The organism is Micromonospora sp. 050-3, from assembly GCF_046549335.1.
GTDB classification, from domain to species: domain Bacteria; phylum Actinomycetota; class Actinomycetes; order Mycobacteriales; family Micromonosporaceae; genus Micromonospora; species Micromonospora trifolii.
In genome coordinates this window covers 3,121,928-3,148,066 of sequence record NZ_JAJPVX010000001.1, presented here as the reverse complement: position 1 = coordinate 3,148,066, position 26,139 = coordinate 3,121,928, and the positions used below count along the sequence as shown (strand labels likewise).

General features: G+C 68.9%; 22 protein-coding genes. 15 read left to right on the top strand and 7 right to left on the bottom strand.

Features of this window, described 5'->3' with window-relative positions; translation table 11 throughout:
* The first annotated feature begins 93 nt into the window (after positions 1–93).
* On the top strand, positions 94–618 hold the full coding sequence (locus tag ACLJOK_RS14385) for a hypothetical protein (protein ID WP_410819016.1): 525 nt from the start codon (positions 94–96) through the stop codon (positions 616–618).
* 32 nt (positions 619–650) lie between these two features.
* On the opposite strand, the gene ACLJOK_RS14380 is transcribed toward ACLJOK_RS14385, so the two are convergent.
* The gene (locus ACLJOK_RS14380) at positions 651–1,082 is read right to left on the bottom strand and encodes a DUF6896 domain-containing protein (protein WP_410819015.1); all 432 of its coding nucleotides are present in this window, start codon (positions 1,080–1,082) and stop codon (positions 651–653) included.
* 221 nt (positions 1,083–1,303) lie between these two features.
* On the opposite strand from ACLJOK_RS14380, the gene ACLJOK_RS14375 reads away from it, so the two are divergent.
* The 4 genes from ACLJOK_RS14375 (at position 1,304) to ACLJOK_RS14360 (ending at position 5,197) form a co-directional block, all read left to right on the top strand.
* Positions 1,304–2,539, top strand: coding sequence for a low temperature requirement protein A (locus ACLJOK_RS14375; RefSeq protein WP_410819013.1), 1,236 nt, complete (start codon positions 1,304–1,306; stop codon positions 2,537–2,539).
* A 283-nt stretch (positions 2,540–2,822) separates the two neighbouring features.
* The gene (locus ACLJOK_RS14370; RefSeq protein WP_410819011.1) at positions 2,823–3,122 is read left to right on the top strand and encodes a hypothetical protein; all 300 of its coding nucleotides are present in this window, start codon (positions 2,823–2,825) and stop codon (positions 3,120–3,122) included.
* Positions 3,123–3,198: 76 nt separating this feature from the next.
* On the top strand, positions 3,199–3,756 hold the full coding sequence (locus tag ACLJOK_RS14365) for a hypothetical protein (RefSeq protein ID WP_354947780.1): 558 nt from the start codon (positions 3,199–3,201) through the stop codon (positions 3,754–3,756).
* 1 nt (position 3,757) lies between these two features.
* Positions 3,758–5,197 carry a dihydrolipoyl dehydrogenase family protein gene (locus ACLJOK_RS14360; RefSeq protein WP_410819009.1) on the top strand — a complete coding sequence of 480 codons (1,440 nt, stop codon included), beginning with the start codon at positions 3,758–3,760 and terminating at the stop codon, positions 5,195–5,197.
* A 79-nt stretch (positions 5,198–5,276) separates the two neighbouring features.
* Here ACLJOK_RS14360 and ACLJOK_RS14355 read toward each other — a convergent pair whose 3' ends face one another.
* Positions 5,277–5,885: a TetR/AcrR family transcriptional regulator gene (locus ACLJOK_RS14355; protein ID WP_410819007.1), complete on the bottom strand. Its 609-nt coding sequence runs from the start codon at positions 5,883–5,885 to the stop codon at positions 5,277–5,279.
* Between the two features lie 180 nt (positions 5,886–6,065).
* On the opposite strand from ACLJOK_RS14355, the gene ACLJOK_RS14350 reads away from it, so the two are divergent.
* Together ACLJOK_RS14350 and ACLJOK_RS14345 are read left to right on the top strand one after the other, a co-directional pair.
* Positions 6,066–6,845 carry an alpha/beta fold hydrolase gene (locus ACLJOK_RS14350; protein WP_410819005.1) on the top strand — a complete coding sequence of 260 codons (780 nt, stop codon included), beginning with the start codon at positions 6,066–6,068 and terminating at the stop codon, positions 6,843–6,845.
* 38 nt (positions 6,846–6,883) lie between these two features.
* Positions 6,884–7,228, top strand: coding sequence for a hypothetical protein (locus ACLJOK_RS14345; RefSeq protein WP_410819003.1), 345 nt, complete (start codon positions 6,884–6,886; stop codon positions 7,226–7,228).
* 66 nt (positions 7,229–7,294) lie between these two features.
* Here the strand turns inward: ACLJOK_RS14345 and ACLJOK_RS14340 are convergent, their stop codons facing one another.
* Positions 7,295–8,287, bottom strand: a complete 993-nt coding sequence (locus tag ACLJOK_RS14340) for a DUF1152 domain-containing protein (RefSeq protein WP_410819366.1) — start codon at positions 8,285–8,287, stop codon at positions 7,295–7,297.
* A gap of 90 nt (positions 8,288–8,377) precedes the next feature.
* On the opposite strand from ACLJOK_RS14340, the gene ACLJOK_RS14335 reads away from it, so the two are divergent.
* On the top strand, positions 8,378–8,743 hold the full coding sequence (locus ACLJOK_RS14335; protein WP_410819001.1) for a VOC family protein: 366 nt from the start codon (positions 8,378–8,380) through the stop codon (positions 8,741–8,743).
* A 359-nt stretch (positions 8,744–9,102) separates the two neighbouring features.
* Positions 9,103–9,498: a DUF3224 domain-containing protein gene (locus ACLJOK_RS14330; RefSeq protein WP_410818999.1), complete on the top strand. Its 396-nt coding sequence runs from the start codon at positions 9,103–9,105 to the stop codon at positions 9,496–9,498.
* On the opposite strand, the gene ACLJOK_RS14325 is transcribed toward ACLJOK_RS14330, so the two are convergent.
* Positions 9,483–11,753, bottom strand: a complete 2,271-nt coding sequence (locus ACLJOK_RS14325) for a HelD family protein (protein WP_410818998.1) — start codon at positions 11,751–11,753, stop codon at positions 9,483–9,485. The genes ACLJOK_RS14330 and ACLJOK_RS14325 overlap by 16 nt on opposite strands.
* 263 nt (positions 11,754–12,016) lie before the next feature.
* Here ACLJOK_RS14325 and ACLJOK_RS14320 point away from each other — a divergent pair, with 263 nt between their 5' ends.
* Positions 12,017–12,793 (top strand): hypothetical protein, encoded by a 777-nt coding sequence (locus tag ACLJOK_RS14320; RefSeq protein ID WP_410818996.1) that lies wholly within the window; start codon positions 12,017–12,019, stop codon positions 12,791–12,793.
* On the opposite strand, the gene ACLJOK_RS14315 is transcribed toward ACLJOK_RS14320, so the two are convergent.
* The 3 genes from ACLJOK_RS14315 to ACLJOK_RS14305 form a co-directional block, all read right to left on the bottom strand.
* The gene (locus ACLJOK_RS14315; protein WP_410818995.1) at positions 12,780–13,334 is read right to left on the bottom strand and encodes a hypothetical protein; all 555 of its coding nucleotides are present in this window, start codon (positions 13,332–13,334) and stop codon (positions 12,780–12,782) included. The genes ACLJOK_RS14320 and ACLJOK_RS14315 overlap by 14 nt on opposite strands.
* 128 nt (positions 13,335–13,462) lie before the next feature.
* Positions 13,463–15,310, bottom strand: a complete 1,848-nt coding sequence (locus ACLJOK_RS14310; RefSeq protein WP_410818994.1) for a glycoside hydrolase family 15 protein — start codon at positions 15,308–15,310, stop codon at positions 13,463–13,465.
* A 151-nt stretch (positions 15,311–15,461) separates the two neighbouring features.
* Positions 15,462–16,466 carry a LacI family DNA-binding transcriptional regulator gene (locus ACLJOK_RS14305; RefSeq protein WP_410818993.1) on the bottom strand — a complete coding sequence of 335 codons (1,005 nt, stop codon included), beginning with the start codon at positions 16,464–16,466 and terminating at the stop codon, positions 15,462–15,464.
* Between the two features lie 139 nt (positions 16,467–16,605).
* Here ACLJOK_RS14305 and ACLJOK_RS14300 point away from each other — a divergent pair, with 139 nt between their 5' ends.
* From ACLJOK_RS14300 to ACLJOK_RS14280, 5 genes are all read left to right on the top strand, one after another.
* Positions 16,606–17,913 carry an ABC transporter substrate-binding protein gene (locus tag ACLJOK_RS14300; protein ID WP_410818991.1) on the top strand — a complete coding sequence of 436 codons (1,308 nt, stop codon included), beginning with the start codon at positions 16,606–16,608 and terminating at the stop codon, positions 17,911–17,913.
* On the top strand, positions 17,910–18,908 hold the full coding sequence (locus ACLJOK_RS14295; RefSeq protein ID WP_410818989.1) for a carbohydrate ABC transporter permease: 999 nt from the start codon (positions 17,910–17,912) through the stop codon (positions 18,906–18,908). The genes ACLJOK_RS14300 and ACLJOK_RS14295 overlap by 4 nt, the downstream gene beginning before the upstream one ends.
* Positions 18,905–19,771, top strand: coding sequence for a carbohydrate ABC transporter permease (locus ACLJOK_RS14290; RefSeq protein ID WP_410818987.1), 867 nt, complete (start codon positions 18,905–18,907; stop codon positions 19,769–19,771). Before ACLJOK_RS14295 ends, ACLJOK_RS14290 begins: the two co-directional genes overlap by 4 nt.
* 38 nt (positions 19,772–19,809) lie before the next feature.
* A complete protein-coding gene (locus tag ACLJOK_RS14285) occupies positions 19,810–22,134 on the top strand; it encodes a glycoside hydrolase family 3 N-terminal domain-containing protein (RefSeq protein ID WP_410818985.1) in 2,325 nt (774 codons plus the stop codon).
* 204 nt (positions 22,135–22,338) lie between these two features.
* Entirely contained in the window at positions 22,339–26,112 is a 3,774-nt protein-coding gene (locus ACLJOK_RS14280) for a hypothetical protein (RefSeq protein WP_410818983.1), read from the top strand.
* Positions 26,113–26,139 lie beyond the last annotated feature (27 nt).

Sequence of the window (26,139 nt, the reverse complement as noted above, 5' to 3'; positions counted from 1 at the left end):
GGGCACGAGCCGGATCGGGCTGTCGCGCGACGTCCGGAGCGGGTGACATCGGGCGGTAGGGTGAGTCACCGATCGATACGAACGGTGGTGTCGGTGAGTCTGATCCAGGTGGGTGTCACCGCGACGACGACGATGCTGGCGGTCCTGATCGGTGGGTGGCTCACCGTCCGGGCTCAGGACCGGCTGTGGCGGCGCGACCAGGATCGACAGTGGCGGGACATCCGGCTGAACGCGTACACCGACTTCATCGGTGCGGTCCGGGAGTACGTGGCCTACGTCCTCAACCCGGCCGCCCGCATCACCGCGGTGCCGCGCCCGCGTGATCCGGGTGATCTCATGCCGTTCTTCGACGACGAGGGCAGTCGCTACCGGGAGCGACTGGAGAGCACGAAGACCGCGCTTCGGCTGGTGGCCGGTCAGGTCGAGGTGGTGAGCGGCTCGTCGGAGCTGGTGCGTCAGGCCCGTCTTCTGGCGGCGACACGGGCGGATAGCGACGCCGAGGCGTTGCCCGCGGATCGGTTCGACGCCCTGTGGGAAGCCGAGCGCCGATTCATCGAGGTCGCCCGGGCCGAACTCGGCCTGCCCTCCGCGTTCCGTGCCATTGATCGACGCGCCTAACAGGCTGAGGCGAGGCGCCTCCCAAGTGGAGGTCAGTCGCCCTTGCCCCAACGATCAGGCAGGGCGTACCAGCGGCCTGCCTGCACCTCCAACAGTTCACCAGTGCTGGCGAGGTGGGAACACGCTGTGCGCAGCTCCTCGACCGAGGGCCGGGTGTCCGCCTGTTCGTCGAGGAACCATCTGATCCGCCAGGCGTCGAACGCCTCGACATCATCGACCACATCGACGTCGACCGCCTGGCCCAGCTCATCGATCATTTGACAGCCCGCTCCGTGAATCGAGTACTCGACGCCCGTGCTCGACGTGCCTGCTCGCGGGAGCGTCTTCTTGTGCCTCACCGCCACCATCAGGTCCTTGATGCCGCCGACGTCTGGATAGGCATCGAACAAGCGCGACTGGATGCGCCGCAAAGCGGCGGCGTAGCGGCGAACCGCAGCGATCGCCAGCTCAGATTCCTCGCCCACATCATCAGTATGACCTCGTGTCGCGGGCCGTTTGGTGGGTCAACGGCGGCTGGACGACCGCGTGCCCGAGCAGCTGCGGTGCCACCCGGGCCCAGATACCGAGGCCGCCTCGCTGATCTCTCGCGGTCGGTCGGCCCAGGTGTCGTTGCGGCGGGATGAGCGCTGACGCAACTCCGCTGGCGGCCGGCTCGTTGGTAGCGAGGGGCGGACGGAGGCTGACGATGGCGGCGGGGCGGGGTGCCGATCTGCTGCGCCCTCCATTGAGTTCGGGTCGGGCGACGTTCCTGGAGCTGTTCTTCGACCTGGCCTTCGTTGTGGCCCTCACTCGGGTCTCGCAACGATTCGCCGAGTTGGGTGATGACAACGGCTGGGCGCTCGCCACGGGGTTCGGGCGTACCCTGCTGCTTTTTCTGGCGCTCTGGTTGATCTGGTCGCACACCGCCTGGATCACCAGTCGGTACGAACCGGAACAGCCGATCATTCAGGCCGTCGTGGTCGGCACCATGTTCGCCGGCCTGATCATGGCGGTGACGCTGCCGCGCGCGATGGAGGAGCGTGCGCTGCCGTTCACCGTCGCGTACCTGATGGTCATGGTGCTGCGGCCGCTGGTGGTCGCCGTCGCGCTGCGTGGCCATCCGCGACGGCTGGTGCCGTTCCGGCTCGTCGTGTGGGCCTTGGCGAGCGCCCCGCTGTGGCTGGCCGGCGCGTTGGGACCGGATCACCTCCGCCTGCCGCTGTGGGTCGTCGCCCTCGCTGTCGACTACCTCGCCTGGGCGTTGGGCTGGCCGCTGCCGTGGCTCGGGGTCTCGAAGGTAGGTCGGTGGCGGATCGCGGGGACCCATCTCGCGGACCGCTATCAGCAGATGTTTCTCATCGCGCTCGGTGAGTCGATTCTGGTTATCGGCGTGGTTTTCAGCGGCGCGGACTACTCCGCGGGGCGGGCAGCCGCCTTCACTGTCGCGTTCGCCACCAGCGCGCTGCTCTGGCGGATCTACTTCTACCGCGCCGGTCTGCTGTTGACGGAGGCGTTCGGCCGGGCGGGTATGCCCGGCCGGCTGGGCGCGGTGTCGGAGCGGACGCATCTGTTGATCGTGCTCAGCGTGCTCGTCACGGCGGTCGGCTACGAGCTGGTGATCGATCATCCGTTCGGGCAGCCGCGGCCCAGTTGGCTGCTGTTCGTGGTGGGCGGCCCGATGCTCTTCCTCGTCGCCCGTATGCGGCTGGAGTACGAGATATTCGGTAAGGCCTCCCGACCCCAGCTCATCGGCTTGGCCGCCCTGGTGCTGTTCACGCCGGTGTTGGCACGTTGGGCGCCGATGGTCGGGCTGAGCGTGGTGGCCGCAGTGCTGGCCCTGGTCGCGCTTCTCGGCGCGCTGCGGAGGCGGGGCCAGCCGCAGGAGGTTCCCGCCTCGCCGATCGGACGCGAGGCGTCCGGAGATCGCGACTCCGAGGCGTGACGCAGCGGGACTCCCGCGTCCCGTCCCGGTACGACCGAAGCGGACTCGGACCGGTCGATCGCCGCGATCAACCCGTTTCGCGCGTAACCGCCCAGCGAGGCGCGCACCGCGCCGGCTGATGACCAGCCGGTGCTTTTCACGCGTAACGGACCGCGATCGCTGGTCGGTAGAGAGAACGGTCGGTCTTGACGCTGGGGATTTGAGCCGGTACGGTTCTCACAGACAGAACGTTCGTTCCACCTGGCACTGGCCAGGTGTGCGGTTGTGCCTGAAGGAGAGCGCCATGCCCACCAAGATCACCCTTGTCATCGGTAATCCCGCCAACCCCGATGAGTTCGAGAAGGTCTACGCCGACGTACGCCGGGCCGCGGAGACGTTCCCGAAGCTTCAGCGGGTCGAGTCGGCCAAGGTGTGGCCGAAGGAGGACGGCACGCCCACTCCGGCGTACCGGACGCTCGACCTGTACTTCGCCAGCTACGAGGACGCCTCTGCCGCAGTGGCGACGCCCGCTGCCGGTGCCGTCTTCGGTGGGCTCCAGGGCGCTCAGGTGGAGATCACGGGGCTGTTCTCCAACGTCGAGTAGCACCGCCGTCCCGTCCCGGCGGTGAACCGCACCCCGCTGGGCGTCCCTTCGCTCCGGAATCACCGAGAGGATGACCATGACCACCGTTGCCGTTCCCGGCATCTCGACGACGGCCGCCGCCCTGCGGCGGTTGTACTTCGGTCGCTTCGCCTTCGCGATCGTCTGGGCTGCCGTGACGTTCCCCCTGGCCAAGCACCTCAACCCCCTCACCGCCGCGCTGCTCGTGATCTACCCCCTGTTCGACGTGGCCGCCGCCATCGTCGATGTCCGTGCGTCGCGGGCCACCGGATCGCCCACCCTGCTGTACGTGAACGTCGCGATCAGCCTGCTCGCCGCGGTGGGCCTGGGCATCGCCGGCGCGTCCGGCATCCCGGCGGTCCTGCGCGTCTGGGGTGCCTGGGCGGTCGTGGCCGGGCTGGTTCAGCTGATCGTGGGCGTCACCCGCCGCAGGATGGGTGGCCAGTGGCCGATGATCATCAGCGGCGGCATCTCCGTCATCGCCGGTGGATCGTTCGTCGCGGCCGCATCCGCGGACAACCCTGCGCTGACCAACGCGATCGGCTACGCCATCCCCGGCGCCATCTTCTTCCTCATCGCGGCCATCCGCCTCGGCCGCGCAGCGAAGGGAAACTGACGTGCAGAACGCCACGTACGACGTCATTGTCATCGGCGCGGGGCCGGTGGGGGAGAACGTCGCCGACCGCGCCGTGCAGGGCGGCCTGACCGCTGCGATCGTCGAGCGGGAACTGGTGGGCGGCGAGTGCTCGTACTGGGCCTGCATGCCGACCAAGGCGTTGCTGCGCAGCCAGACCGCGCTCCGGGCGGCTCGTCAGCTGCCCGGTGCACGCGAGGCGGTGACCGGCGAGCTGGACGCGGCGGCCGTGCTGCGTCGCCGGGACTCCTTCGCCTCGCACTGGAGGGACGACGGGCAGGTGTCCTGGCTGAACTCCGCGGGGATCGCCCTGTATCGGGGCCAGGGGCGGATCGGCTCCGACCGGGTCGTCGAGGTGACCGGCGCGGACGGCGCCACCACCTCGCTCACCGCCCGACACGCGGTCGTCATCGCGACCGGAAGTAGCGCACTGGTGCCGGACATCGCCGGTCTGCGCGAGGCGGCACCGTGGACCAGCCGTGAGGCAGCCGCCGCGAGCGAGGTTCCCGGCCGGCTCGCCATCATCGGCGGTGGCGTGGTGGCCACGGAGATGGCGACCGCGTACGCCGGCCTCGGATCGGCGGTGACGATGCTCGTGCGCGACGGAGTGCTCACTCAGGCGGAGCCGTTCGTCGGCGAGCGGGTCACGCAGTCTCTGCGGGAGGCTGGCGTATCGGTCCACCTCGGTGCCGAGGCCGCGTCGGTGAGCCGCGACGGCGACGGCACTGTGCACGTCACGCTCACCGACGGCGAGCAGGTCGAGGCCGACGAAATCCTCGTCGCGATCGGCCGTACGCCGAACACGCACGACGTCGGCCTGGACCGGATCGGCCTGAAGCCGGGTGCCTGGCTCACTGTCGACGACACACTGCGGGTCCTCGACGGTGCCGGCGCGTTGATTGGCGACGGATGGCTGTACGCGGCCGGGGACGTCAACCGGCGTGTGCTCCTGACCCATCAGGGCAAGTACCAGGCTCGTGCGGTGGGCGACGTGATCGTGGCGAGGGCCCGGGGCGAAGTGGCAGACGACCGCCCGTGGGGTCGGCACGTCGCCACTGCCGACGAGCGCGCCGTGCCGCAGGTCGTCTTCACCGACCCGGAGGTCGCGTCGGTGGGGCTGACCGCCGCTGCCGCCGAGGCTGCCGGACTGCGGATCCGGGTCGTCGACTACGACCTGGCCGCCGTCGCCGGGTCCGCGCTGCACGCCGACGGCTACCAGGGGCATGCCCGGATGGTCGTGGACGAGGACCGACGGGTGATCGTCGGCCTCACCCTCGTCGGCCCGGACGTCGCGGAACTGATCCATGCCGCGACGATCGCCATCGTCGGTGAGGTCCCACTGGAGCGGTTGTGGCACGCCGTGCCCGCGTACCCGACAGTCAGCGAGGTCTGGCTGCGCCTGCTGGAGGCGTACGGCCGCTGACCTGAGCCGTGCGGCCGTCCGCCCACCCCCGGCCGAGTCCGCTCGTCCGGGGGTGGTCCAGCTCGAGGTCGTGCGGGGGCTAACGGGCCGACTCTGCCGACTGACGTTCCGAGTTGATCCTGAGGAGTCCTTCGATGCCGCGCAGGAAGGTCTCGGACACCAACGTGGGGTCGGAGAGGCATCCGGCCGCCATGGCGCCGTCCCGGAGCATGACGAAGTGGCGCGCTGCGGGATCCGCCGTTCCTTCGTGGACCTGTGACATGAGCGTGGTGATGGTATTCAGGAACCATTGCCGGTGGGCCATGAGCTCCTGGTGCACGGGATGATTCGTGTCGGGATATTCCGCCGCTGCGTTCAGGAACGCGCACCCGCGAAACCCGGGGGACTGGATGTTCTGAGCGATGGAATTGGCGATGGCCAGGAGCGGATCGACCGGTGATCGGTTGGCGGCGAGGGCCTCGTCGACCATGCCGCGCTCCAGCTGATGTACCTCACGCAGATAGGCCAGGATGAGGTCGTCCTTGCTGGGGAAGTGGCGGTAGAAAGTAGCCCTGGTCACCTTCGCCTCGGCGATGATCCGGTCGACGCCGACGGCGTGAATGCCCTCCGCGTAGAAGATCCTGGTCGCCGTGCGGAGAAGCTTGAGGCGTGCCTCAGAGGGCCGGGCACTGGGTTCGTCGCTCGCCATCCCACCATCCTAGCGATAGAACGTTCGGTCTGATTGGCGCCTGCCAGGCATTTCGCACCGACGTTCGGCGCGGCGCTTCATTCTCGATCTCGCTGACAGTGGCCTGATCAATGCTGAATTCTGGGTGCTGGAAGGTACCGGAGCCGGGATCGCCGGCGAAGCCTCTTGAAAGGACTCCAGATGAGCGCTGCTCCTGACATGTCTGCCCAGGAGGCAGGGATGCCGACAGTTGTGTTGATTCACGGCGCATTCGCCGGATCGTCGAGTTGGAATGGGGTGATTGCCAACCTCAAGCGCCGGGGTTATCCGGTCATTGCCGTCGCCAACCCGCTCCGCGGTGTGCAGAAGGACGCCGCGTACGTTCGGGCTCTTTTGGACAGCTTGCCCGGACCGGTCGTGATGGCCGCCCATTCCTACGGCGGGCTGGTCATGACCGAGGCCGCGGCCGGTGCCCCCAACGTCAAGGCCCTGGTGTACGTCGCCAGCGTGAGCGCGGACGTAGGCGAAAGCGTGATCGATTTGGTCGGCAAGTACCCCGGAAGTCAGCTTCCCTCCAGCATCAGCATGGTGCCGATCCCCTCCGATGACGGTGGCACGACGATGGATCAGTACCTCCTGCAGGACAAGTTCCCCGAGGTGTTCGCCGCCGATGTCGACCCCGAAACGGCCACAATCATGGCGGCAACGCAGCGACCCGCCTCGGCGAGCGCCCAGGAGGAGGGCGTGACCAAGGCCGCCTGGAAGACGATCCCTTCCTGGACGCTGATCACCACCCAGGACCAGGGCATTCCCCCAGACCTGCAGCGCTTCCTGGCCGACCGGGCGGGGTCCACGGCGGTTGAGATCGCCGCTTCCCACGCGGTGGCAGTCTCGCAACCCGGCCCGGTCGCAGACCTCATCGACACCGCCGCCCGCGCCACCGCACGCTCGATGCAGATGTCCAAGAGTCGCCACGGTTGACGAGGGCTTGAGCGTTCGAAGCCTGCGATGATCCTTCGGTGAGTCAGACGACGAAATGGGACCGCGTGGTCGAGGGCGCTCGTGTCTGTTTCATGGCCGGCCCGGACCACAAGCCTGAGACCGCCGACAACATCGACGCGCACCTGATCCTTGCCGATGGCACCCGTCGGTACGCCACGTTCATGACGACGGATGAGATCGGTCGCATCCTGCAACGGTGGGCCAGGACGGGGGAGGTTGGTGGCGGCCGATACTTCTGGTGCTCCGACCTGGTCATCGTCCCGAGGCCCGGTGTCGAGGCGATGGTGGCGGCCCTGGGGGAGATGATCCGATCCGGCGACCTCGACGTGATGCTCAGCAAGCTCGAGGACAGCGCCATCTAGCCGAGTGACCAACCGGGTGACACCGCGCCGTGTGGGCACGCCTGGCCGGGTATGCGCGGTGCCGGATCAGTGCGGGTAGGCGCGGGGGATGCGCGAGCCCGGAAGCTCGTCGCGGAACGCCTGGATGCGTGTGATGACCTGCCGTCTGCCGATGGTGTTCTCGATGCGGTCGAGGTAGAGGCATCGGGCCGCGAGTTTGTCGAGATCGACTGTGAAGTAGATCGCCATCAGCGGGTTGATGAACAGATCGCCACCGCCGGTCCGTCGGCTGAATCGGACGTCCCCGAATTCGCCGCTGGTGGCGGCGGCGATCTGTCCCTGAACGATGCTCGGCCGTTGCGGGGTGGCGGCCTGGGCATCAGCGACGGCAGCGCGGTAGAGCTCCGCCTCCCGGCTGGAACCGGGGATGGACAGGGCGCCGAGGTAACCACCGTCGCGGTCGAGCGCGGCCAGGTTCTCCAGCACCTCGACATGGTTGACGCCGTCGTAGGCGTCGATGCCGAAGCCCAGACTGGTCACCAGCTTGACCGGTACGTCCAGCGCGGCCACGGCGGCCAGGCTGGTCATGTCCTCCACCGGAGTGCCGAGGTTGCTTTCGTCGCCGCGCAGCAGCACGTCGGTGCCGCCGTCGACCAGCACCACCGCGTCGATGTCGAGGTGTTCCACCAGGTGCCGGTACGCCGTCCGCAGCGGCTGGACACCGAGCGGCGGAAACGCGTACACCGTCGACGGCAGTTGCTGAGCCGCCAGCCATCGGGCGAGCGTTCGCTCCGGGAAGTACCAGTCGGGGCTGGTGGTGTCCGGCTGAACCGCTGCCACGTGCTCCACCATCCACGCGTCCCGGTCGATCAACTCGAGTTCCGAGAAGGAGAGGTTCGCCAGGTGCACCTGCGCGCCGGCATGCCACAGGGCGAACGCCAGGGGCAGTCCCGCGTAGACGTCGAAACCGCCGCCCGCGCCGGCGATGAGGATGCTCCGCGCCGGAGCCAACGCGGCGAACAGTGGCGGAACTGCCAACGAGAACGCACCGGAGTCGGCCGACGGCGCCGCAGGGGTCATCACCGCTCAATGATCACTGATGGGCGGTGGACATCGGCGACGCCGCTAGTAAGTCACTGTCGCCCACACGATCCCGCCCACTGGAGAACCATGCCGGTAGCTCACATCGCTGCGATCAACCTGGAATGCCCGGACCCAGCTGAGCTGGCCCGCTTCTGGGCCGCGATGCTGGATGGTGAGGTCACGGTCCAGACCCCGGACTTCTGTGCGGTCAAGGCTGGTCCGCTGTACCTCGGCGCCGTTCGCGTCAGCGACTACCGGCCACCGACCTGGCCCTCGGGCGAACGATCACAGCAGATCCATTTCGACTTGGCCGTCGACGACCCCGACGACCTCGACGACGCCGAGGCGCGTGCGATCGCGCTCGGAGCCGTCAGGGAAGTGCAACAACCCGCGCCGGAACGCTTTCGCGTCCTGCGCGACCCGGCCGGCCATCCCTTCTGCCTGCGTAGCTAAGTGGTCAACGCTCGAAGCCTTTCTGCGGTTGGCCAGGTAGCCGGACTACAGAGGACCTTTCTTGTCGGTCGGCGGGTGTGTGTCGGTTGATTCTGGCCAGCAGGTCGTCCAGGTCGGAAGTGGTGGACTTCCACTGGAACGGCTGAGCCGTGGCGTTGTAGCGGTCTTCGATTGCTCGCTGCCGGCTCCTGACCGCGGTCAGGTCCGTGAAGTCGCTGGACGAGGCGACCTTGTGCTGGGCGATCGAGAAGATCTCGATCTGGTTGGTCCAGGGCTTCCGAGCGTCACCGTCCGGGGAGTGTCAGTGCCGTGTGCGAGGCTGCTCCGCGATAAATGCCATCAGAGCGAGAGGGTGGGAAATGAGCACGAAGGCTGGCGGGACCTTTGACCTCACATCATTCGAGCCGGAGGTGCTCGACGAAGGCTCGGGGGCCACGCTCGGCCGGGCGCGGATCACCAAAACCTTCCAGGGCGGCCTGGCCGGCATCAGCACGGTGAACATGCTCTCGGTGGCCGACATCGAGGGCAGCCCCGCTGCCTATGTCGCCGTGGAGCGATTCACGGGCGAACTCGACGGCCTCAAGGGCTCGTTCGTTCTCCAACACAGCGCACCCGGCAGCCAGGGTGAGCGACTCGCGATCCGCATCGTCCCGGGAACGGGCTCCGGTGACCTTACAGGGATCGTAGGAGCTTTCGAGATCATTCAGTCCGACGACGGCAGCCACTCTTATGTCTTGGACTACACCCTGGCCTGACGCACGTCAGCCGGCAGCGATGACGGATTGCCGAACATGTCCGAGGTCCGCAACCCGTGTGGCTGAAACTCGTCTCCCAGATGCTGCGTGAGTGTCAGCTGTCCGAGTTCCTGGGTGCATCGGGTGAGCGCGACATAGAGGCCGTTCCAGCCGCGCGGTTCGGCGGCGATGCCCTGAGGGTCGATGAGCAGTGTCGCGTCCCATTCCAGTCCCTTGGACTGGGTTGCGGTGAGCACTGGCACGTCACTCAGCACGGCTTGGAGTGTGGCGATGCGGTCCGCGGGGGCGATGACGCCGACAGTGCCGCCGTGCCACCGTTGCTGCAACTGCCGCACTGCTTCCACGGCGGCGCCCGCTAGCTCAGCGGGTGTGATCGCGAGCTCCCAGGGGGCGATGCCGGAGGCGCGTACCGCTCGTGGCGGCGTGTTGTGGCTGCCGGCCTTCTTCAAGACCGGTTCGGTGAGGTCCATGACCTCGCGCGGGGTCCGGTAGCAGATGGTGAGTTCCGCGCCGGTCCAGCGGTCTCCGAAGGCAGACTGCACCGCCTGTGCCCACGTGGTGTGCCGGTGGGCTGCCTCGGCCTGGTCGATGTCGCCGACGGCGGTGATGGAGCGACTGGGACAACGCCGGAGAACCATCTGCCACTGCATCTCGGACAGTTCCTGCGCCTCGTCGATGACGACGTGGCCGTACACCCAGCCGCGCTGGCGGCGCGCGCGTTCGGCGAGGAACTCGCCCTGTGGTTGCGGGGTGTCGACCTCGCCGAGCAGGTCGGCGAGGGCGTCGAGCAGCGCGATGTCGCTTGATGCCCATGAGGTGGGCTCGGCCGCGACGGCGGCGATCTCCTCGGGGGACAGCTGCGGGGCGAACCGGGCCAGCAGGGTGCTGTCGGTCAGGAAGCCACCCAGCAGGGTTTCGGGGGCGAGGGTGGGCCACCATGCCTCGATGAACCGGGCGATTGTGGCGTTCTCGGCGATACGACAACGAAGCTGCTCGACTTCCTCCTCGGAGAGCAATCCGTCGATGTCGCTGCCGGTGGACGTCCGGGTGGAGGGGTGGTCCTGCCCCATGCCCCTGTCGACGCGGGCGAGGATGTCCTCGAAGCCCTCCTCCATCTCCTCCATCAGCGCCTCGCGCTGCTCGGCGACGACATCGGCCAGGAGGTGATGCAACTGCTCGGCGAACGCCGTGCGGGCGCGGTGGTACGTGCGCCCCTGCACCGCCGAGGCGAGCGCCTGCGCCACAGTTGCGGCCGGAATGACGTAGAAATCGCCCTCCCAGCGCAGCTTCAGCTCGCGCGGCCGGGGGAGCAGCGACGCGACGTAGCTTTCGAGCGCGGGCTGCCAGAGGGCGCGGCCCTTGATCTCGGCGAGTAGCCGGCTCTCGTCGCGGCCCACGTGGACGTCGGCCAGCAGGGTGTCGCAGGTCGCCGAGACGACGGCGGTCTCACCGAGCGCGGGCAGCACCTGGGCGATGTACTGGAGGAACCGCGGCGAGGGGCCCAGAACCAGGACCGCCTGGTCGGCCAGCTTTCGGTAGGTGAACAGCAGGTACGCGACGCGATGCAGGGCAACCACGGTCTTGCCCGTGCCGGGGCCGCCCTGGACGACCAGCGGACCGGTCGCCTCAGCCCGGATGATGTCGTCCTGCTCTCGTTGCAGGGTGGAGATCGCCGTCGACATGTGACCGGTGCGCCGCTGGTCGAGGGCGGCGAGTAGGGCGCCTTCGCCGACGAGTTCCGCAGTTGTGCTCCCGTCCAGAGGCTCGTCGTCCACGCCGACGACGGCCGATCCCGTCGTACGGATGTGCCGGCGCCGTGCCTGACCCTGTGGGTCGACGGCCGTCGCGGTGTAGAACGGCCGCGCTGCGGGCGCGCGCCAGTCCACCAGCAGCGGCTCAGCGCCCTCGCCCTCGTTACGGAGACCGATACGGCCCACGTGGCGCACTGTGCCATCAAGGCCGTCGAGGCGGCCGAAGACCAACCCTTCCTCTGCTCGCCGTAGCTCGTCGTACTGCTGCCGGAGCATGCGCTGCCGGGCCCGTTCCAACGCGTCCACTGCCTCTGACGAAAGCTCGACCTGGAGGTGATCGGCCAGCCTGTCGCGCCGGGCCGTGGCCACATCCAGAAATGCCTGTTCCTCGGCGAGCGCGGACCGGCGCGCGGCACCCTCTGCGGTAGAGGCCGGCAGTTGGCCGTCAGGTGCTACTTCGCCGACGCCAGCAGTGCCCTTGCTCAGAGCAGACTTCCGGTGCATTAGCAAATCCTCGTATCGGGGTAACCCTCGGCTCGGACGAGCCGCAGCGCATTCGGCGGCAAGCATAGATTTGGTTTTCCTCACCGGCCAGAAGATTCGCCGGCAGAGATCGGAATCTCAATGCCTTGCGGTTCCGGGCTTGCTTGTGACCTCGCAATCCCGATTCGCATATTGACAGTTCAGTCTTCATCTGTTCTGCGGGGGCGTTCCGAGCAGTGCGGGTGCTCTTCGGCCCCGGGACCTGGGTGCGGCACGATGGTGGCGTGTCGATGGAACGCGTTGAAGCTCCAGCCACGCTGCTGACCTGGCTCGCAGACCGTCCTGTTCGGGAGGCGACCACCGGCTACGACGCCGCTGGTTGGCAATCGTCGACCTGGGTTCTTCATGCGATGTACGAGAACCCCGGCCTTGCGGGTCTGGGTACTCACGACGAACTCCATCGCCACCGGCTCGAAACTGGCGACCTCGCGCCGGAGATCATCGGAGGCATTAACCTCGACGAGGACACCACTAACACTGGTATTTCCCTGGGCTTCGTCGTCCGACCGGGGAGTCCTTGGCGACGGGCGCTCTGGTCGCAGCATCTCACCGAGGGGCAGGCATCGGATCGGAGTTACCCGCCATGCCACCGGTGGTTCCCACACCGCAGTTGGCCCGTCGCCGTCCAGCCACCGCCTGAAGGGTCCCTCGACGAGGAGAGCCTGGACGCCCTACTGGACACCGTGAGCCGTTTTTCGGTCGACGGCCCCGGGACCGACTGCGTCGCCTTCTACGCGTCCTTGCCGGCCGGTGACTTCGACGACCCGCACGTGTGGCGGGGACCGTTGTCGGCAGTCCCCGAACTGATCGAAGAACGTGGAGGGCCCTACCCGTTCTCACCGACGAATCTGTGGCCCACGGACCGGTCCTGGTTCATCTGGACGGACTGGGACCTGTTCGGCACCAAGGTCAGCGGGTCCGAGCAACTGGTCGAGGCGGTCAAGAGCCACAGCGCTCTCGAGACGGTGGACTGGTCCCCTGCCCAGGTCAGCTCAACGTGAAGGACGTGTCGTCGACGTCGAAGGTCGTGGCGCCGTTACCGGCCGTCTCGCTGGCGAGGAAGCTGACCGTCGCGGTGCGTTCGGTCGTCGCGGTGCCGCTCGACATGACGTACTGCCGCCACTGCGCCCCGCCGTCGAAGGCCAGCGAGAACCTCGTCTTCGGAGGTATCCCGGTGACCGCCAGTCCCACGTTCAGGTAGTCGCCGCGGCTGGTTTCCGTGGTGGTGGTCCGCACCCAGAAGCGGACAGTCAGGTCGCAGTTGGCCGGCACTGTGACTGTGGTGCGCAGCAGATCGGCGCGGGTCACGTCCAGCCCGGCGAAGGTGGCGTACGCGTGGCCGGTGTGCGCGGGCCGGGTCGCGTCACCGAACACGACGATGCGGGGGCCGGCCGTCCAGCCGGTGGTGCCGCGCTCGAACCCCGGGTTCGGGTGGATCTGCCCGGAGCAGGGCGGGTCGGCCGACGGCTGCCCGTGGGATGCGCCGCCCGTCGCCAGGAGCAGTAGGGCCGCAGCCGAGACGGTGGTGATGAAGGCCTTCATCGGTTCTCCCCGCGTCAGTACATTCGAGCTGGTCAATATTTATCGACCATGCGCGATGGATGTAGGCACGTCAAGCTCTTCCCGCCGTCGGCCCTGCGCCGGCGGCGGCTGACCCGAACCTGCTGGCGCTACCGGCGCCGGCGGGCGTCGGCCTCGGTGTCGAGCAGGTCGTTGAGAGTCAGCGCAGAGTTGATCAGTGAGAGGTGGCTGAACGCCTGGGGATAGTTGCCGATCTGCTCCCCGGTCGCGGCGATCTCCTCGGCGTAGAGGCCGAGGTGGTTGCTGAAGGTGAACATTTTTTCGAACGTAAGTCGGGCGTCGTCGAGACGGCCGGAACGGGCCAGCGCCTCGACGTACCAGAAGGTGCACATGTTGAAGGTGCCCTCGTGGCCGGGGAGACCGTCGGGGGAGTGGACCGGGTCGTACCGGTGGACCAGGCTGTCGGAGACCAGTTCGCGCTCGATCGCCTGCAAGGTGGACTGCCACAGCGGGTCGCTCGGCGTGACGAAACCGACCGCCGGCATGGCGAGCAGGGCCGCGTCCAGCACGTTCTCGTCGTACGCCTGCACGAAGGTGCCGCGGGCCCGGTCGTATCCGCGCTCCATGACCTGGTTGTAGATGCGGTTGCGTTGCTCGGTCCAGCAGGTCATGTCTCCGGGGCGGCCGGTGCGGGTGGCCAGCCGAATGGCCCGGTCCAGCGCGACCCAGGACATCACCCGACCGAAGGTGTAGTTGCGGGGGTGGTGGCGGCTCTCCCAGATGCCGGCGTCGGGTTGGTCCCAGTTCTGACAGAGCCAGTCGACCAGCCGGACGGTGCTCTTCCACACCTGGTGCGAGACGCGGATGCCCTGCTCGTCGGCGAGGTGCATGGCGTAGAGCGCCTCACCGTGGATGTCGAGCTGGAGCTGGTCGGCGGCGCCGTTGCCGATCCGCACCGGGCGGGAGCCGCGGTAGCCCTCCAGATGGTTCAGCACCTCCTCGTGCAGGTCGGAGGAGCCGTCCACCCGGTACATGATCTTCAGTGGGTCCTGCTGGTCGCCGGCCTCACGGATCCGCTCGTCCAGCCAGTTCATGTACCGGCTGACCTCCTCGGTGAAGCCGAGGCCGAGCAGCGCGTGCACCGAGAACGACGTGTCGCGTACCCAGGTGTAGCGGTAGTCCCAGTTGCGGGTCCCGCCGACCAGTTCGGGCAGCGCGGTGGTGGGCGCGGCGATCATCGCGCCGGTCGGCGCGTACGTCATGAGTTTGAGCGTGATGGCCGAGCGCTCGACCATCTCCCGCCAGCGGCCGGTGTAGCGGGAACGTTCGAGCCAGCGCCGCCAGTAGTCCCGGGTCCACTCGAACATGCCCTGGATCTCTTCCGGCGCGAAGATGCGCGGCTCGGTCCCGCCCGTCTCCAGGACCACCCCGCCGGTGTCGCCCTCGTTCAGGGTGCCGTATGCGACCAGGTCGCCACCCTCGAGGTGGACGTCACCCTGTTCGGAGATCAACCGCCGCACCGGGTCGACCGGGTGGAACGTCAGCGTCGCCGACCGGCTGCGGAAGACGAACCCGTTGTGGTGGCGTTCCAGCTGATGCTCTTCGCGGGCGTAGTTGAAGCGCGGACGGCACTCCACCCGGAAGCGCATGCTGCCCCGGACCATGGTGACGGTGCGGACCAGCCGGTGCGCGTCGGTGGCCCGCTCGCCGGTGACCGGCATGAAGTCCATCACCTCGGCCACCCCGTCGGCGCTGATGAACCGGGTGATCAGGATGGGGGTGCCGGGGAGGTAGAGCTGCTTGGTCACGTACCGCACGTCGTGCGGTGCGATCTGGAAGTAGCCGCCCTTCTCCTTGTCCAGCAGGGCGGCGAAGATGCTCGGCGAGTCGAACCGCGGCGCGCAGAACCAGTCGACAGTCCCGTCACACGTCACCAGCGCGGCGGTCTGCAGGTCGCCGATGAGCCCGTGATCCTCGATCGCCGGATAGCTGTCCACGTCTCTCCCCGGTTCGGCTGCGTCCTGCGCATCGAACCTAGGGGAGGAATTGTCGACTTAGGTGAGATTCACGTTCCGCCACCCTGTCGCGTGCCCGCATGTGCCACGGCAGCGGCCGCGTCGGCGCCGGAGCCGTGGTCGGCGCCGGAGGTCAGTGGGGCGGGCGGCAGGAGGAACGGATGACGAGCTCGGTGGGGAGCCGGATGTGGGTGTCGCGTTCGACGCCGGCGATCAGGTCGATGAGCAGGCGCAACGCCTCGGCGCCCATCCGCTGCAGCGGCTGCATGATGGTCGTCAGCGGCGGGTTGACCAGCGCCGACTCCGGCACGTTGTCGAAGCCGATCACCGACAGGTCTTCGGGCACCGACAGGCCCATGTCGCGGGCCACTGTCATCGTGGAGATCGCGGAGAGGTCGTTACCCGCGAAGATCGCGCTCGGCCGGTCGGTGAGGGCGAGAAGCTCCGCGGCCGTGCCGGCGGCGCTCTCGATCCGGAACCCGCCGACGCGAACGAGCCGCTCGTCCACCGGCACGCCCGCGTCGGCCATCGCACTGCGGAAACCGGCCTCGCGCAGCTGCGCCGACTTCAGGTCGGTGCGTCCACTGATGTGCCCGATCCGCTTGTGGCCGAGGGACAGCAGGTAGTTGGTCGCCAGCACGGCGCCGGCGAAGTTGTCCGAATCGACGGTGGGCAGGTCGGACGGCCCGGTGTGTGGGTCGACGGCCACGACGTGGAAGCTGTTTTCGGTCTCGACCACTGTCGGCGTGACGATCACGGCGCCGTCGATGAGAGTGCCGGAGAGCCGGGCGAGCGAGCGCCGCTCCCACCCCACGGCGGCGCCCTCGCCGTCACCGCTGGAGTAGGCAAGCAGTTGGTATCCGCTCCCGGCGACCTCCTGCGACGCCCCCTTGAGCAGCTCGGTCGAGAACGGCTCGAACTCGGCGACCAGGATGCCGAGCACGTTCGTGCGGTGGCTGCGCAGACTCTGCGCCCCCAGGCTCGCCTCGTAGCCGAGCTCATGGATGACCTGCTGGACGCGCTCCACGGTTGCCTGGGCCACGCCGTAGCGGCCGTTGACGACCTTCGACACGGTCGCGACCGAGACGCCGGCGGTACGTGCCACATCCGACATCTTGACGCGCTGCTGAAACACCACGTCGATGATGATAGGGCCCCGCCGGGGGTGCGTCGCCGGCGACTCGAAAACGTTATCGATACCGATTGACATCAAGTTACATGACTGTAAAACTTCGCCGCAGGCCGAGTACCGCGACTGACTAGTCGAGGAGACATCGATGGCAACGAAGCGGCGTGCGAGTGCCGTCCTGGCACTGTTAATGACAAGTGTTGTCGTCCTCGCCGGGTGTTCCGGCGGCGGCGAAGAGGCGGCCCCTCAGAGCGAGCTGTACAAGGACCCGGTGACCCTGAGCTGGTGGCACAACGCCTCACAGGACGGGCCCGGCAAGACCTACTGGGAGAAGGTCGCCAAGGACTTCTCCGCACTTCACCCCACTGTCAAGATCGAGATCGAGGCGATCGAGACGAACCAGCTCCAGCGCACCCGGCTCCCTGCCGCGCTGCTGAGCAGCGACCCGCCGGACATCTTCCAGGCCTGGGGCGGCGGCGAGATGAGCGAGCAGGTGGAGGCCGACTACCTCAAGGAGATCACCGACCAGACCAAGACCGAGGTCGGCGACATCGGCAGCGCCGCGGAGATCTGGCAGGTCAAGGGCAAGCAGTACGGCCTGCCGTTCCGGATGGGCATCGAGGGCGTCTGGTACAACAAGGAGATGTTCGCCAGGGCGGGCATCGCGGCGCCGCCGACCACCTTCGAGGAGCTCAACGCCGCGGTCACCAAGCTCAAGGCGATCAACGTCATTCCGATCGCCGTGGGTGCCGGTGACAAGTGGCCGGCAGCGCACTGGTGGTACAACATGGCGCTGCGCGCCTGCTCGGTCGACGCCCTCAAGAAGGCCTCCGCGGAGAAGACCTTCGACGATCCGTGCTTCGTGAAGGCCGGCCAGGACCTGAAGACGTTCATCGACACCAAGCCGTTCCAGCCCAACTTCATCGCCACGCCGGGCCAGAACGACCCGACCAGCGCCAACGGCATGCTCGCCAACGGCAAGGCCGCGATGGAGCTCATGGGTGACTGGAACCGCGGCACGCTGGACACCGTCACCACGGACAAGGCGAAGCTCGCGTCGTTCCTCGGCTGGTTCCCGGTGCCGGCGATCTCCGGCTCCCCGGGCGACCCGAAGGCGGCTCTCGGCGGTGGCGACGGGTTCTCCTGCGCCAAGAACGCCCCTGCCGAGTGCGTCGAGTTCCTTAAGTACATCGTGAGCCCCGAGGTGCAGAAGGGCTACGCCGAGACCGGCACCGGCCTGCCTGTCGCCAAGGGCGCGGCGGACGCCGTGAAGGACCCCGCGCTGAAGTCCATCCTGGAGGCCACCTCCGGGGCGAGCTACGTCCAGCTCTGGCTGGACACGGCGTACGGCAGCACGGTCGGCAACGCGATGAACGATGCGATCGTCGCCATCTTCGCCGGCAACGGGACGCCTGAGAAGGTCGTCTCGGCAATGAAGGCGGCCGCAAGCAAGTGACCTCCGCCAACCAGATCCGTATGCCCGCCGGCGACGCTCCCGCGTCGCCGGCGGGCCCCCACAGGGCCGGGCGCGACTCCGCCCGCCGAGCCGACAACCGCCGCAAGTGGTACGAGATCATCGGGCTCACCACGCCGGCTGTCCTGATCTACGTGATGTTCGTGCTGGTCCCGATGGGCTTCGCGGTCTACTACAGCCTGTTCCGGTGGCGCGGCGTCGGGCCTCCCACCGAATTCGTCGGCCTGCGCAACTACACCCTCGCCTTCCAGGACCCGATCTTCCTCGACGCGTTGCGCAACAACGCGATCATCGTGTTCGGGTCGCTGCTGATCCAGGGCCCGATCGCCCTGGGCGTCGCCCTGCTGCTCAACCGTCGTTTCCGTGGGCGGGCCGTGTTCCGCCTGCTGGTGTTCGTGCCGTACGTGCTGGCCGAGGTCACCGTCGGCATCATGTGGAAGCTGCTGCTGACCGGCGACGGCACTGTCGACGCGCTGCTGCGGTCGCTGGGAATGGGCGGCCTGGTGCAGGCCTGGCTGGCGGACCTGGATGTGGTCATCTGGACTCTGCTGGCCGTCCTGACCTGGAAGTACGTCGGCTTCGCCATCATCCTGCTCCTCGCCGGACTGTCCAATGTGCCGGACGAGCTGACCGAGGCGGCCGCCATCGACGGCGCGAGCTGGTGGCAGATCCAACGGCACGTCACGATCCCGCTGCTCGGCCCGACGATCCGGATCTGGATGTTCCTGTCCATGATCGGCTCGCTGCAGATCTTCGACATGATCTGGGTGACCTCGGTGCCCGCGGTGCGGTCTCTCGGCGCATCGGCCACCATGGCGACGTACATGGTGGACAACGGGTTCTTCGCCCGGCTGTGGGGCTATGGCAACGCCGTGGCGGTAATCCTGTTCGTCATCTCCTTCGTGGCGGCGCTGCTGTTCCAGCGGTTCCTGCTCCGCCGCGACATCGAGGGCGCCATCACCGGAAGGTCGAAGTGACGATGGCCGTGAACTCGGTTCCTCCCCCGTCCACCGGGCGCCGTCAGGTTTCCTATGGCACGCCGCTCACCTACGCGCTCGCCCTTGCGATCGCGGCGGTGTCGATCGCCCCGGTCCTCTACGTGGTCATCGGTGGTTTCCGCACGACACCGCAGATCGTCGCGGACCCGGCCGGCCTGCCCGACCCGATCGTCTGGGACAACTACGCCAGGGTGCTGACCCAGAGCAACTTCTGGCAACAGGCCTTCAACAGCGCGGTCATCGCCCTGGGAACCACGCTGGCAGTGGTCGTGCTCGGACTGGCCGCAGCGTTCGTGCTCGCCCGCTACAGCTTCCGAGGGCGGGAAGGGCTCTACACCTTCTTCACCCTCGGCCTGCTGTTTCCGGCCGGGGCGGCGATCCTGCCGCTCTACCTCATGCTGCGTGACCTGAACCTGATCAACTCCTACTACGCGGTGATCCTGCCGCAGGTCGCCTTCTCACTGCCGCTGACGATCGTGATCCTGCGTCCCTTCCTCTCGGCCATCCCGAGAGAGCTGGAGGACGCCGCCGCCATCGACGGTGCGAGTCGGCTCGGCTTCCTCTGGCGCGTCGCGATGCCGCTGTCGCGGCCCGCGCTCGTCACCGTTGGCGTCCTGGCGTTCGTGGCGAGCTGGAACTCGTTCCTGCTGCCGCTGCTCGTGCTCAGCGACGTCAACCTGCACACCCTGCCGCTGGGCGTGCAGAACTTCTCCAGCCAGTACACCACCGACACGGCAGGCGTACTCGCCTTCACCTCGCTGGCGATGCTGCCGGCACTGCTCTTCTTCACGCTCGCGGAGAAGCAGATCGTCGGTGGCCTGCAGGGCGCGGTCAAGGGCTGAGCGGCAGCGGTACGAGCACAACCACAGGAAGGCACAGCATGACTGAGGTCCACGCGGTGGTGGGCGGGCCGGCACCGGCTCAGGCAGGTCCGGGGCACGGACGACCGGACGGGCAGGACGGCGAGGCCCGCCTACGCGACCTCCTCGGCCGGATGACGATCGAGGAGAAGATCGCCCAGCTCGTCGGCTTCTGGGAGAAGGAGGACGGCGAGGCGGTCGCACCGTTGCAGGGGGAGTTCGGCGACGCCTTCAAGCTCGAGGACTTCTCCCGGCACGGGCTCGGTCACCTCACCCGCGCCTACGGCACCCGCCCGTTGGACGCGGCGGAACGCGCGTCGTGGTTGTGGAAGTTCCAACGGGACCTGGTGACCGGCACCCGGCTCGGCATCCCGGCGATCGTCCACGAGGAGTGCCTCACCGGGCTGTCCGCGTGGAAGGCGGCCACCTTCCCCACCCCGCTGGCCTGGGGTGCCGCGTTCAACCCCGACCTGGTCACCGAGATGGCCGCGGCGATCGGCGCCTCGATGCGGGCTCTGGGCGTGCACCAGGGGCTCTCTCCGGTGCTCGACGTGATCCGTGACCCCCGCTGGGGCCGGGTGGACGAGTGCATCGCCGAAGACCCGTACCTGGTCGGCACCATCGGCACGTCGTACGTGCGCGGCCTGCAGTCGCAGGGGGTGCACGCCACCCTCAAGCACTTCGCCGGCTACTCCGCCTCGCGCGCCGGGCGTAACTTCGCGCCGGTGCACGTCGGCCGCCGGGAACTGGCCGACGTGCTGCTCCTCCCGTTCGAGATGGCGATCATCGACGGCGACGCCCGCAGTGTCATGCACTCGTACGCCGAGATCGACGGGGTTCCGGTCGCCGCCGACCCGACGATGCTGACCGGCATCCTGCGCGACCAGTGGGGCTTCGACGGCACCGTGGTGGCCGACTACTACGGCGTGGCGTTCCTGAACCTGCTGCACCACGTGGCGAGCGATCACGCGGACGCGGCCGGTCAGGCGTTGACTGCCGGGGTCGACGTCGAACTGCCGACCGGCGACGCCTATCTGACCCTGGGGGAGTCGGTGCGGGCGGACAAGCTCGACGAGGCGCTGATCGACCGCGCGGTGCTGCGGGTGCTGCGCCAGAAGCAGGACCTTGGTCTGCTCGACGCGACCTTCAGCGACGAGCCGCCCCAGGCGATCGACCTCGACTCGCCCGAGCACCGGTCGATCGCCCGCCGGCTCGCCGAGGAATCGATAGTGCTGGTCGCCAACCGGGACGCGCTGCCGCTGCCCGCGGGGCGACGGGTGGCCCTCATCGGCCCGAACGCCGACCGGCAGAGTGCGCTCTTCGGGTGCTACTCGTTCCTCAACCACGTCCTCGTCCAGCACCCCGGCGTGGAGACCGGCATCGACGTGCCGACGGTGCTCGACGCCGTGCGCGCCGAGTTCGGCGGCGACCTCGTCACCTGGGCACGCGGCTGCGACGTGGACGACGACGACCGTTCCGGCTTCGACGAGGCCGTCGCCACGGCCTCCGGCGCGGACGTGGCCGTCCTGGTCGTCGGCGACCACGCCGGCCTCTTCGGACGCGGCACGGTCGGCGAGGGCTGCGACCGGGACGACCTGGAGCTGCCCGGCGTCCAGCGCGAACTGGTCGAGGCGGTGCTGGAAACCGGCACACCTGTCGTCCTCGTGCTGGTCACCGGCCGGCCGTACGCGATCGGTTGGGCGCTCTCGCGCTGCGCGGCGGTGGTGCAGGCGTTCTTCCCGGGCGAGGAGGGCGCCGGGGCGATCGCGGGGGTGCTCTCCGGGCGGGTCAACCCGTCGGGCCGGCTGCCGGTCAGCCTGCCCAGGTCGGCCGGCGCACAGCCGTACTCCTACCTGCACCCCACCCTCGGTGCGGGCAACGAGGTGACCAACCTGCCGGCGACGCCCGTGGCGCCGTTCGGCCACGGGATGTCCTACACGACATTCGCGTACGGCGACCTCACAGTGCCGACCACGGTGCCCGTCGACGGGGCGGTCGGGGTGACAATGCGGGTGACGAACACCGGCGCGGTCGCTGGCGACGACGTGGTCCAGCTCTACGGTCGCGACGTTGTCGCCTCGGTGACCCGGCCGGTGGCGCAGCTGCTCGGCTACCGGCGAGTCCACCTGGAACCGGGCCAGTCCGTCACGGTCGAGCTGACGGTGCCCACCACCCGCCTGGCCTTCTCCGACCGCACATTCACCCGCGTCGTGGAGCCCGGCGACGTCGAGCTCTGGGTCGGCACCAGCGCGCGGCGCGACGCCCAGGCGTTGACCACGCTGGTCGGTGACACCGTCCCGGTCACCAACGCCTCCCCACGCTGGACCACCACCGACGTGCGCTGAGAGCCGGTCCGCCGACTGTCCCCAGCGGACAGTCTGCGGGCCGGCCCCACTCGCCTGTCGGTTCCCGGCGGTGCCGCTGATCCCGCCCGGCCGAGTCGATCAGACCGGTCGATGGGTTCCTAGAATCCATTGCGGAACCACGGGCGCGCGGCCCCTGGTCCGGATCCGCACGCCGTGCGGACATCAGACCCGGAGGTGCCGGCGTTGGGTCGTCCCGAGAAGCCCGTCGATCCCGCGTCGGGGCCGATCCAGAAGCTGGCCTGGCAACTCCGCCAACTGCGGGAACGGGCGGGCAACCCCAGTTACCGCCTACTCGCGCGGCGGGCGCACTATTCGGCCAGCACGTTGGCGGAGGCGGCCAAGGGCGACCGGCTGGCCACCCTGGAGGTGACCCTGGCGTACGTCGCGGCATGCGACGGTGACATCGACGATTGGCGCTCGCGGTGGACGGCGACCGCGGCAGCGACGAACGTGTCGGATGGGCCAGCGGAGATCGAGCAGCACTGCCCGTACCAGGGCCTGACCCCGTTCCAGCCCGAGCAGGCCGAGTGGTTCTTCGGCCGCGCTCGCCTGGTCGACCGACTCCTGCGGCACGTCGAGCGGGGATCGCTGATCGGCGTGTTCGGGGCGTCCGGAAGCGGCAAATCGTCGTTGCTGCGCGCCGGGCTGCTCGGCACGATCGCGAGCGACCCGCAGGCGGCGCGACGATGGCGGGTGATGTTGATGACGCCGACCGAGCACCCGCTCAGGGCGTTGTCCGAGCAGGTGGCGAAGTTGTCCGGTAGGGATGTCCACCTCGTACGCGAGGACCTGGTCAACGAGCCGGGCGCCCTGGACATCGCGCTGCGCACGGTGTTGGCGGCCGGGCCCGGCGATGCGCGGGTCCTGCTGGTCGTCGACCAGTTCGAGGAGGTCTTCACGCTCTGCGCCGACGAGGGCGAGCGCGGTCGGTTCGTCACGGCGCTGCTTGACGCGAGCCGCGGCGAGGACCGTCGCGCCACTGTCGTGATCGGTCTACGCGCCGACTTCCTGGCCCAGCTCACGCGGTACCCGGGACTGGCCGATGCGGTGGGGGAGGACGCGCAGGTGCTGGTGGGGCCGGTGAGCGTAACCGACCTGCGCGAGATCGTCACCCGTCCGGCGGCGCTGGCCGGGATGAGCGTCGAACCGGAACTGCTCACCACGATCCTGGCCGAGGCCGACGGGGAGCCGGGCGGACTGCCGCTCGTCTCGCACGTCCTCCAAGAAGTCTGGCACCGCCGAAGCGCGGCGACGCTGACGTTGGCCGCGTACCAGGCGAGCGGCGGGGTACGCGGGGCGATCGCCCAGACCGCAGAGCGGGTGTACGACGAGTTCGGACGACCGGAGCGTCAGGCCGCCCGCCGAATGTTTCTCCGGCTCACGGCGCTGGGCGAGGGTACCGACGACACCCGGCGGCCCATCTCCCGGATCGAGCTGGACGGCATCGCCGACGAGACCGTCATCGACACGGTCCTCGACCGGTTGGCCCAGGCCCGTCTCGTCGTCCTCGGAGACGGCACCGTCCAGGTGGCCCATGAGGCGCTGATCCGGGGTTGGCCCCGGCTGCATCGCTGGCTCACCGACGATCGGGACAACCTGTTCCTCCACCGGCGTGTCACCGAGGCCGCCCACACCTGGTCGGCGCTGCGGCGGGACACCGGCGCGCTGTTCAGGGGCGCGCAACTGCTGGCCGCCCGGGCCTGGGCCGACGACCACCCCGAGGAGCTGAATCAGCTCGAAGCCTCCTTCCTCCAGGCCAGTACGACCCTCGCGGCGGCCGAGGAGGACCGCGCTCGCCGCCACAGTCGGGTGCTGAAGCGACTCGTCGTGGGCGTGTCCGTGCTGCTCGTGGTCGCGGTACTCGCCGGTGGTCAGGCGGTCCGGGAGCGCCAGGACGCCCGCCGTCAGCAGCAGATCACGCTCTCCGGCGAACTGGCGCTGCGCGCTCGCTCGCTGCTCGTCACCGACCCCGACCTGGCCGGGCTGCTGGCCGCCGAGGCGCACGACCTGCACCCGGACGCCGACACCCGCGGTGCCGTGCTCAGCGCCTCGGCGGCGCCCCGGCGGCGTGCGCTCAACGTCGGCGGACCGTCGATCTACTCGGTCGCGTTCAGCCCCGACCGTTCGCTGCTCGCCGCCGCCGCCGGTGACGGCACCATCGGCCTGTGGGACCCGACGCGGGGAGAGCAGATCGCCACGCTAGCCGGCCATGCCGGCCGCGCCGCCCGGGTCGCCTTCGCCGACGACGGCAAACTGCTCGTGACGCTCGGCCTCGACGGTGCCAGTGGTTCCGTCATCGTGTGGGACACCCGTACCCGGCAGCAGGTGGCATCCTTCGCGGAGAAGAGCGCCGCAGCCGGCATGGCCGTCAGCACCGACGGGACGAAGATCGCTGTCGCGCTCGGCGCCGACCCGAACAGCGCCGGCACCAGAGCCGGCGACGTCGCGCTCCACGACCTGCCGACCGGGTCGCGAACACTGCTGCGCGGGCATCGGATCCCGGTCACGTCCCTGAGCTTCAGCCACGACGGCGTGCTCCTCGCCTCCACCAACGCCGACGAGCACCCGATCGTGTGGGACGTGGCCACCGCCAGGCCGACGGCTCACCTGCGGGGCGAGGGGGTGGCTTCGGTCGCCTTCGGCTCCACCGGACGTCTTCTCGCGGGGGCCGCGGACGGTCACGGTGCGCATCTGTGGAACCTCGACGGCGGCCGAGCTGTCCCCCTTCCGCCGCTGCCGCCGCCCGGAGACTATGCCTGGGCCGTCTCGGCGCCGGCCGGCGGCAAGCTGGCCGTGGCGGATGAGAGCGGCACGGTCACGGTCTGGGATCTGCACCGCCGGGAGCCGGTCCAGAGATACCAGGACCGGGGCCGTACCGAGACGGTCGCCGTCGCGCTCAGTACGGACGGGACGATGCTCGCCTCGGCGGGATTCAACGGCACGATCGTGGTCCACGGGGTGCCAGACGCCGCGTTCGGGGGCTTCACCGCGAAGGTGAAGGATGTCCGAGTCAGCCCGGACGGCAACACGGTGGCCTCCGCGCACGAGGACCGGACAGTCCGGCTGTGGGACCGGCACGGGCAGTGGACCGCCACCCTGGGCGGGCACCCCGACCAGGTCGAGGCCATCGCCTTCAGCCCGGACGGACGCCTCATCGCGGCGGTCACCCGCAACAACATGGTGGTCATCTGGGACGTCGAGCGTCGGCGCCACGCGATGCGGCCCTTCCAGTCGAGGACCAGCGCCGCCTCCACGGACGTCGCGTTCGACCCCGGCGGAAGCCTCGTCGCGACGGCCGCGCTCCGGCCCTACGTCTGGAACGTGCGGGATTCGGCACGGCCGGCCGAGCTGACCTCGGCGTACCCGTCGCGCATCGTCACCTCGTTGCTCTTCACGCCGGACGGCCGCCGGCTCGTCGGGGCGAGCGTGGGCGGCTTCCTCAACGTCTGGGACGTCTCGACAGGGGAGCTGCTGGAGCGGATCGACACCGAGCAGGGCGCCATCCAGGATGTCGTGGTCAGCGGCGACGGTCGCCTGCTCGCCACCGCGGGGGACAGCCGCACCGTCAAGGTGTGGGACGCCGCCACCTACCGTCAGATGGCGCTCCTGGACAGCCACACCGCCCCCGTCCAGGTCCTCGCCTTCGGCCGAGACGGCCGCACCCTCGCCTCGGCCGGCGACGACCACACGATCGTCCTCTGGGACGTCGTCACCCGGCAGCGGATCGCGACCCTCACCGGACACACCGCCCGGGTCCGGGGCCTGGCCTTCCTCGCCCCCGAAACGCTCATCTCCGGGGCCGAGGACGGTCGGATCATCACCTGGGCGCTGGACGTCCGAGCGGCCAGGGCGCACGTCTGCGAGGTGGCCGGCCGCGCCCTGACCACGCGGGAGTGGGCGGCCAACCTGCCGTCGGCGCCCTACCGGCCGTCATGTGATCCGTCGTCGCAGCGCTGAACCGCGCGGTGGTGCCCCGATGTCGGG